Annotated in this window: 6 protein-coding genes and 1 pseudogene; all 7 read right to left on the bottom strand. The window is 75.2% G+C overall.

Annotation, left to right across the window (positions count from 1 at the left end; genetic code table 11):
* Positions 1-516: 516 nt before the first annotated feature.
* Positions 517-1,458 carry a c-type cytochrome biogenesis protein CcsB gene (gene ccsB / locus E4P41_RS20725; protein WP_135143101.1) on the bottom strand — a complete coding sequence of 314 codons (942 nt, stop codon included), beginning with the start codon at positions 1,456-1,458 and terminating at the stop codon, positions 517-519.
* On the bottom strand, positions 1,448-3,097 hold the full coding sequence (locus tag E4P41_RS20720) for a cytochrome c biogenesis protein ResB (protein WP_135143100.1): 1,650 nt from the start codon (positions 3,095-3,097) through the stop codon (positions 1,448-1,450). The genes ccsB and E4P41_RS20720 overlap by 11 nt, the downstream gene beginning before the upstream one ends.
* Positions 3,094-3,936 carry a cytochrome c biogenesis protein CcdA gene (locus E4P41_RS20715; protein ID WP_135143099.1) on the bottom strand — a complete coding sequence of 281 codons (843 nt, stop codon included), beginning with the start codon at positions 3,934-3,936 and terminating at the stop codon, positions 3,094-3,096. Before E4P41_RS20715 ends, E4P41_RS20720 begins: the two co-directional genes overlap by 4 nt.
* On the bottom strand, positions 3,936-4,514 hold the full coding sequence (locus E4P41_RS20710) for a TlpA disulfide reductase family protein (RefSeq protein WP_135143098.1): 579 nt from the start codon (positions 4,512-4,514) through the stop codon (positions 3,936-3,938). Before E4P41_RS20710 ends, E4P41_RS20715 begins: the two co-directional genes overlap by 1 nt.
* Positions 4,511-5,158: a histidine phosphatase family protein gene (locus E4P41_RS20705; RefSeq protein ID WP_135143097.1), complete on the bottom strand. Its 648-nt coding sequence runs from the start codon at positions 5,156-5,158 to the stop codon at positions 4,511-4,513. The genes E4P41_RS20710 and E4P41_RS20705 overlap by 4 nt, the downstream gene beginning before the upstream one ends.
* Entirely contained in the window at positions 5,158-6,564 is a 1,407-nt protein-coding gene (gene hemL / locus E4P41_RS20700) for a glutamate-1-semialdehyde 2,1-aminomutase (RefSeq protein WP_135143096.1), read from the bottom strand. The genes E4P41_RS20705 and hemL overlap by 1 nt, the downstream gene beginning before the upstream one ends.
* A pseudogene (locus E4P41_RS20695) lies at positions 6,561-6,770 on the bottom strand (hypothetical protein); the annotation flags it as partial. The pseudogene E4P41_RS20695 and the gene hemL, both read right to left, overlap by 4 nt.

Raw genomic sequence — 6,770 nt, 5'->3', positions numbered from 1 at the left:
CACACCCACCCGGCCCGCCCCCCTGACCTGCACCCGCAGCGAGCGGCGGGCGGCCAGGAGTCTCATCGCGTCACCCGGCTCCGACGTGGTCAGCGAGAGGGACGCCAGGTCGGGCGCCAGCCGGTCCAGGACCTCCTTCTTCTCCCGCAGCGCGTCCGCGGCCGGCCCACCGCCCCTCGCGTCGTCGACGAGCCCGGCCAGCCCAGGCCGCTCTCGGCGGTCTCGGCGCGCGGGGCACCGTGCCGACCGGCCGGCGCGTCGGCCGCCCGGCGCGCGAGGGCAGCGGCGACCGCTGGGTGCACCGCGGCCCCGTCCAGAGCCGAGTGCCTACCCACGGGGAGCTCCCCTCCGGCGCGCCATGGAGGCATGGAAGCACGAGTGCGCCCGGCGCATCACCGACACGCCGCCCCGGCCCCGTCCCGAGTCCCGCTGGCCCCCTGCAGGGTCCCGCCGCGAGCCTGCGAGTGGCGGGGGCAGGGGGTCCTTTCACGAGGGGTGGGAGGACGGGGTCCTTCTTCAGTCCAGCCCGCCGTAGCTGTGCAGGCCGGTCGAGACCATGTTGACGTACAGCAGGTTGAAGACCATGACGGCCAGGCCGACGACGTTGACCCACGCCGCCGGGCGCCCCCGCCAGCCGGCCGTCGTCCGCGCGTGCAGATACCCGGCGTAGACGACCCAGGCGATGAACGACCAGGTCTCCTTGGGGTCCCAGCCCCAGAAGCGGCCCCAGGCGCTCTCCGCCCAGATCGCTCCGGCGATGATCGCGAACGTCCAGATCGGGAAGCCGAAGACGGCGGTCCGGTGGGCGACCCGGTCCAGCGTGACGGCACCGGGCAGGCGGGCGAGGAACGAGCCGTCGGCGGCGGCCCCGCGGGCCTCCTGCCGGGAGCGCAGCAGGTACAGCACGCTGGCGATGCCGCTGACGAAGAAGATCCCGAAACCCAGGATCGCGCTGGTCACGTGCACGGCCAGCCAGCTCGAGCGGAGCGCGGCGACCAGCGGGCCGGTCTCGGTGTAGAGGAACAGCCCGATCGCGACGAGGGAGACGACCACCGGGGCGAGCACGAATGCGCCGATGTCGCGGACGGCCGGGACGCGCACGGCCAGCACGAGGTAGACCACCACGCCGACGAGGACGACTGCGGTGGCGAACTCGTACATGTTGCCCCAGGGCAGCCGGTCGGCGGCCATCCCGCGGGTGACCAGCACACCGGCGTGCACGGCCGCGCCCAGGACGGTGACCGCCAGCCCGGCGAGCCCCCAGCGGTCGGTGCGGGACGGCGCGGCGGGCGCGTCCGCATCCGTCCGGGCGCCGGCCCCGGCAGCGACCAGCTGGCGCGCCGGGCGCCGGCCGAACGCCAGCTGGGCGGAGAAGGCGACGACGGCGACCGAGTAGACCGCGACGGCGATCGAGAACAGCGTGTCCGACAGCTCGGCCAGCGACGGGTCAACGGTCACGCGGGGGATCCTCCGGTTCCGGAGCGGCCCCGCCGGACGGCGGGGCGGAGGGGGTCGGGGAACGCTCGTCGAGGGCGGTCCGCAACCGGCCGGTCAGTTCGGCGAAGCTGGTGGCGCTCTCGCCGCCGCCCCGGGTCAGGGAGCCGACCGTGAGCACGCTACCGCCGCCGCCGGGAGCAGGGCCGACGCGGGCGAAGACGCGCTCGCGGCGCAGCAGGAGCAGGGCCAGCAGGCCGGCCAGCAGGGCGATCGCGGCGGCGAGCACCCACACCTGGCCGGGGTCGTGCGAGAACTGCAACGCGGCGAACTGGTCGACGCCGGTGAAGGTGATCGACGTCCCGTCGGGCAACGTCATCGCCTCCCCGACGGAGAGGGTGTCCCGCGCCACCTCGGTGAGCCGGCCGCGCTCGATCTGGGTCTGGTCGATGCTGTAGACAGACTGCGGCAGCCCGGAGTCCAGGCCGAGGTAACCCTCGTAGGCCAGGATCGCGACCTGCGGGTTGAGCGGCCGCGGGTCGATCGAGGTCAGGACGCCGCCCTGGGTGAGTCCGGTCGGCGCGAGGAAGCCCGCGATGGCCAGCTGGTCCTCGACGCCGGCGCCGAGGTCGGGCAGCTTGAGCGCGCCCTCGCTGCCCAGCGTGGCCTGGTCCGCAGGCAGGAAGGGCGCCGAGACGTCGGTGAAAGCCGTCCCGTCGGGCAGGGTGACGGTGAACCGGGGCGAGTAGCCGTGGCCGGTCACGTACACGCGGTCGCCGTCGAGCCGGAGCGGGTCGTTGACGCCGATGGTCGCCGGCTCTCCCTCCTCGTCCGGCGCGCCGTAGCGGATGTCGGCGGTGTAGGAGGCCGCGGTCAGGTTCTCCTCGTACTCGGCGCGGAAGTCGACGAGGTCGACGCACAGCGGGGTGAGGTCGGCACCTTCGACCAGCGGGCCGGCGGAGTAGGTGTCGTACTGCTGGAACGAGTTGCAGAAGCCCTGCCCCTCGGTGACCAGGATGCTGCCCTCGTAGCCCCAGAGCTTGCCGCCGGCCAGGCCGAGCAGCAGCGCCACCAGCGAGAGGTGGAACAGGAGGTTGCCGGTCTCCTTCCAGAACCCCTTCTCGGCCGAGAGTTCCGGGCCCGCACCGGTCTCGCGGCGGACGACGCGGAAGCGCCGCACCCGCAACTCCTCCTCGACGACGTCGAGGGCCGCTGGGCCGGGCAGCGGTGTGGCCAGCTCCGCGGAGTCGGGCAGCCGCAGCAGCCGGCGCGGCGCCGGCGGCGGGGCGGCCCGGAGCGCCCGCAGGTGCTCTCCCAGCCGGGGGACGACGCAGCCGATGAGCGAGACGAACAGCAGCAGGTACACCGCGGCGAACCACGGCGAGCCGAAGACGTCGAAGGCGTAGAGCCGGTCGAGCACCGGCGCCAGTGTCGGGTTGTCGGCGAAGTACTGGCGGACGGCGTTCTGGTTGAGCGAGCGCTGGGGCAGCAACGACCCGGGGATCGCCGCGAGCGCGAGCAGGAACAGCAGGATGATCGCCGTCCGCATGGCGGTCAGCCGCCGCCACCAGCGCAGCCACAGGCCCAGTACGCGGGAGCCGAGGGAGGGCCGCGCGGGCGGGGGTGGTGCCGCGGCCGGTCGCGGCGGGGCAACGGTGCTCACAGCGAGGTCTCCGCGAAGCCGGTCGCGGCCAGCCAGGAGCGCAGCCAGCCCATCATCTCCGTCCACGCGCCGGTGACCAGCAGGACGCCGACGAGGAGCAGCAGCGCCCCGCCGAAGCGGGTCACGCTGCGCGCGTGCCGCCGCAGGAAGGACGTCGCCCCGAGCGCCCAGCGCGCACCGAGGGCGACCAGCACGAACGGCACGCCCAGGCCCAGGCAGTAGGCGACTCCTAGGAGCGCGCCACGCCCCGCGGTGGCCTCGGCGTAGGCCAGCGAGTTGACCGCGGCCAGCGTCGGGCCCAGGCACGGCGTCCACCCCAGGCCGAAGACGACGCCCAGCAGCGGGGCGCCGGCCAGCCCGGCGACCGGCCGGGCCGACAGGCGCGTGGTGCGCTGCAGGAACGGCAACCAGCCGAGGAAGGCCAGGCCCATGACGATCGTGACCACGCCGAAGACGCGGGTGAGGACGTCGGCGTGCTGCAGGAGCAGCCGGCCCAGCCCACCGAACGCCGCGCCGAAGGCGACGAAGACGACGGTGAACCCCAGGACGAACAGCGCCGCGCCGAGCACCATCCGGCCGCGCGACGACCGGGTGTCGGCCTCGGTGCGCACCGCGGTCGCCGTCGCGCCGTGCCCGCCGCACGGTGCCGGGGCGGGCGCCGTCGTCCGCGCGCCGGTACCGGCACCTGACCCGGCGAGGCCGGTGACGTAGGACAGGTAGCCGGGCACCAGCGGGAGCACGCAGGGCGAGGCGAAGCTGACCAGCCCGACCAGCGCGGCGACCGCCGCGGCCACGAGCAGCGGGCCGTCGGTGACCAGGTCGCTGAAGGCCTCGCCCATCAGCCCTCCTCGGCCAGCAGCAGGTCGAGCACCGCGCGCAGGTCGTCCTGGGCGACCTCGCCGGTGTAGACGGCGGCCACGCGGCCCTGCCGGTCGAGCACGATGGTGGACGGGATCGCGTTGGCCGGGTAGTCCCGGAACGCCAGGGCGACCTCGCCGCGCGGGTCGTAGACCGAGGGGAACTCGATGCCCTCGCTCTCGACGAAGGCCAGCGCGAACTGCTCGCTGGTCTCCTTGACGTTCAAGCCGAGGAACTGCACGCCCTGGTCGCGGACGTCGGCGTAGACCTCCTGGAACTGCGGCGTCTCCACCCGGCAGGGCGGGCACCACGAGCCCCAGAAGTTGAGGACGGCGATGTCGCCGTCCAGCTCGGCGGAGTCGAACCGCCCGCCGCCGAGCAGCTCGCCGGAGAAGTCCGGCGCCGCGGCCCGCTCCCCGATCGGGATGACCTCCCCGGCCGGGGTGCCGGCCACGAAGCGGAACTCGCCGCCGTTGTTGACGTCCACGGCGTCCGCCCCGGTGGAGCAGCCGGTGAGCATCAGCGCGCCCAGCAGGGCCACCAGCAGACCCCGCCTCATGCGCCGGGCACCGCGTCGGGCGGGGTGGCGCCGGCGGGCTCGGCGTAGGACAGCCCGACGAAGCGGTCGCCGTCGTAGGTCAGCGAGGTGACGCTGGCCAGGCCGCACTCCCGGCGGCGCGGGTCGTGTGCGTAGCGGCGCCCCTCCAGGTGCAGCCGCAGGGTCCAGATCGGCAGCTGGTGGCTCACGCACACCGCCGCGGCACCGCGGGCGGCGTCGCGGGCGGCCTCGACCGCGGCGAGCATGCGGACGGCGATCTCCACGTAGGGCTCTCCCCACGACGGGCGGAACGGGTTGCGCAGCTTCCACCAGTGCTGGGGGGAGCGCAGTGAGCCGTCCCCGACACCGACCCGCAGCCCCTCGAAGGCGTTGCCGGCCTCGATCAGCCGGTCGTCCATCGCGACCGGCAGGTCGAGCTTCCCGGCGATCGGCGCGGCGGTCTGCTGGGCGCGCTCCAGCGGGCTGGACACCACGTGGGTCACACCCTTGTCGGCCAGCCACTCCGCGGCGGCCAGCGCCATCGCCTCGCCGGTCTCCGAGAGGCGGTAGCCGGGCAGCCGGCCGTAGAGCAGCCGCTCGGGGTTGTGCACCTCGCCGTGCCGGAGCACGTGGACGACGGTGGTCTGTCCCTCTGATGCGGCCATCAGGTGGTCACCTCGGCGGGGTCCTCGGCGCGCGGAGCGGCGGCGGGCTCGACGGCCGCGGCGGCGCGGGCAGCCGCGGGCAGCGCCTCGAGCACCCGCCCGACGGCCTCGTCGTCCAGCGCGGCGCTGACGAACCACGCCTCGAACGCCGACGGCGGCAGGTAGACCCCGCGGGCCAGCATCGCGTGGAAGAAGGCGCTGTAGCGCGCGGCGTCCTGCGAGCGGGCGTCGTCGTAGTCGCGCACCTGCCGCTCGTCGGGGACGAAGAACACGGAGAACATCGAGCCGGCCTGCTGCACGCGGTGTGGGACACCGGCGGCGAACAGCGCGGCGCTGGTCGCCCCGCGCAGGGTGGCGGCCACCTCGTCGCAGCGGGCGTAGACCTCGTCGGTGCAGTGCCGCAGCGTCGCCAGCCCCGCGGCGACGGCGACCGGGTTCCCCGACAGCGTGCCGGCCTGGTACACCGGCCCGGCCGGGGCCAGGTGCTCCATGAGGTCGGCGCGCCCGCCGAAGGCCGCGGCCGGCAGCCCGCCGCCCATGACCTTGCCGAAGGTCATCAGGTCGGCGTCGACCGGGTCGAGCCCGTACCAGCCGGAGCGAGAGACGCGGAAGCCGGTCATGACCTCGTCCACGACGAGCAGCGCGCCGTGCTCGGCGGTGACCCGCCGCAGCGCCTGGTTGAAGCCGTCCAGCGGCGGGACGACGCCCATGTTGCCGACCGCGGCCTCGGTGATGACCGCGGCGATCTCGCCGCCCCGCTCGGCGAAGACCGCCTCCACCGCGGCCGCGTCGTTGTAGGGCAGGACGACGGTGTCGGCGGCGGCGCCGCTGGTGACGCCGGGGGTGTCCGGCAGGCCGGGCCGGGCGACGTCGGAGCCGGAGGCGTGGGCCAGGGTGGCCACGCCCGAGCCGGCCGAGGCCAGCAGCGCGTCGACGTGGCCGTGGTAGCAGCCGGCGAACTTGACGACGAGCCGGCGGCCGGTGACGCCGCGGGCCAGGCGGACCGCCGAGAGCACCGCCTCGGTGCCGGAGTTGACCAGCCGCACCTCCTCGACCGGGCGCACCCGGGAGACGATCACCTCGGCCAGCTCGACCTCGCCCTCCGTCGGGGCGCCGAAGGTCAGCCCGCGGCGGGCGGCGGCGGTGACCGCCTCGACGACCGCCGGGTGGGCGTGGCCCAGGATCAGCGGCCCCCAGGAGGCGACGAGGTCGACGTAGCGGCGGCCGTCGGCGTCGGTGAGGTAGGGGCCCTGCCCCTTCGTCATGAAACGCGGGGTGCCGCCGACGGCGCCGAAGGCGCGCACGGGGCTGTTCACCCCGCCGGGGGTGACCCGCTGGGCGCGGGTGAACAGGTCGGCCGACGTGGGGGCCTCGTAGGCGTACGGGGGGCTGTCCAGCGAGGTCACGACCCCAGTGTCCCCTTTCTGCCGCCGGTGCCGTCGCCGGTGTCCGGGACGGCTCCCAGCAGCGCGGCGGACAGCGCCGCCGGGTCGCGGGTGGGCACGAGCACGGTCCGCCCGTCGACGAGCCGCAGCGGCAGCCCGGCCCGCCCGCGGGGCATCGACCAGCCGCCGCCGAGCACGGGGGCGCCGGCGTCCGCCCCCGCCGTCCC

It is taken from the genome of Geodermatophilus sp. DF01-2, assembly GCF_004571065.1.
In the GTDB taxonomy this organism is placed as follows: domain Bacteria; phylum Actinomycetota; class Actinomycetes; order Mycobacteriales; family Geodermatophilaceae; genus Geodermatophilus.
The sequence above is the reverse complement of the archived record's forward strand: the minus strand, read 5'-3'. Positions and strand labels throughout refer to the sequence as shown.

Coding starts and splice junctions, on each gene's coding strand:
- E4P41_RS20710 (WP_135143098.1), bottom strand. CDS start 4,514: ATGAGGCGGGGTCTGCTGGTGGCCCTGCTGGGCGCGCTGATGCTCACC.
- E4P41_RS20715 (WP_135143099.1), bottom strand. CDS start 3,936: ATGGGCGAGGCCTTCAGCGACCTGGTCACCGACGGCCCGCTGCTCGTG.
- E4P41_RS20705 (WP_135143097.1), bottom strand. CDS start 5,158: ATGGCCGCATCAGAGGGACAGACCACCGTCGTCCACGTGCTCCGGCAC.